Source organism: Hymenobacter agri (genome assembly GCF_054778495.1).
Genome location: NZ_BAAGZM010000844.1, coordinates 1 through 1,444, shown reverse-complemented (window position 1 = coordinate 1,444; position 1,444 = coordinate 1). Strand labels below are relative to the sequence as shown.

1 protein-coding gene is annotated in these 1,444 nt (G+C 65.0%); it reads left to right on the top strand.

Annotated features, from left to right (window positions below):
• Positions 1-1,444 (top strand): right-handed parallel beta-helix repeat-containing protein (locus tag ACYVDE_RS22725; protein WP_460503816.1); only part of this gene is annotated, 1,444 nt, incomplete at both ends.

The following is a 1,444-nucleotide window of genomic DNA, read 5'->3' as shown; positions in this document are numbered from 1 at the left end:
GGGCACGCGCACCGTCACGGTCACCATCAGCAACAACGGCACCGTGCCGCTCACCAGCGTGCAGTTGCAGTACGTGTTCAACGGCGCGGCCCCGGTGAGCCAGACGCTGACGCCCGCCGGCGGCCTGGCCGTGGGCGCTACCCAAAGCTTTTCGTTCACGACGCCTCTCACGCTCATCAGCGGCCGCAACGCCCTCACCGTGACGGCCAGCGTGCCCAGCGGCAGCACCACCGTGAGCAGCAGCCTGAGCCGCTACTTCTACACGCCCATGGTGGGCACCTACACCATCAACAAGCAGGCCGCCAGCAGTGCCACCAATTTCATGGGCTTTGCCGATGCGGCCACCACGCTGAACGCGGCGGGCATTGCCGGCACCGTGCGCCTGAACGTGCTGAACGGCCCCTACCAGGAGCAGTTCTCGCTGGGCCAGGTGGCCGGCGTGAGCGCCACCGATACCATTGTGGTAGACGGCGGCACCGGCAAGCAGCGCCTGAGCTACAGCGGTACTTCGCTGCAGCCCGCCGCCGTGCTGCTGAACGGCACCGACTACCTCACCCTGCAAAACCTGACCCTCGACCTGGCCTCGTCGCCGCAGTACGGCATCGGGGTGAGCCTGGTGGGGCAGGCCGTGAACAACCGCGTGCGCAACTGTGCCATTCTGGCGCCCAGCGTCGCCACCCTCACCACTGCCAACGCGGGCATTGCCGTAAGCGGCTCGGTGACGAGCACATTTTCGGGCGGCGATGCCAGCGGACTGCGCATCGAAAACGACTCCATCAGCGGCGGCGCCTACGGCATCACGTTCACGGGTCTGTCGACCACCAGCCGCAGCACCGGCGTGCGCATCACGGGCACGGTGGTGCGCAACTTCTTCAACTACGGCCTGTACCTGGCCAACCTGAGCGGGGCCCGCATCACGGGCAACGAAATTCACCGCGAAAACCGGGTAAGCACCTCCACGTTCTGGGGCATTTACGTGAGCGGCAGCGTGGGCCTGGCCATCGAGCGCAACCGCATTCACGACCCCAACACGGCCAGCGGCAGCGCCCTGCCGGCCTACGGCATCTACTTCTCCGGCACCTCGGCCACGCTGGGTACCGAAAACGACGTGGTCAATAACCTGATTTATAAATTCTTCAGCTACGGCACCACCTACGGGCTCTATAATTCGGCCTCCAGTTTTGCGCGCTACTACCACAATACCGTGGTGATGGATAGCCCCAGCAACGCGCAAACCGCCAACATCGGCTTCTACCAGTCCGGCACCGCTACCGGCATTGATTTCCAGAACAACATCGTGGTGGTGACGCAGCCAGCCACCCAGGGCCGCTACGCCCTCAATTTCGACACGCCGGCCTCGGGCATCACCAGCAACTACAACGACCTGTACGTGGGCCCGGCCGCCAGCGGCTTCACCTGCCGCTACGGCACCACCAGCTACGCC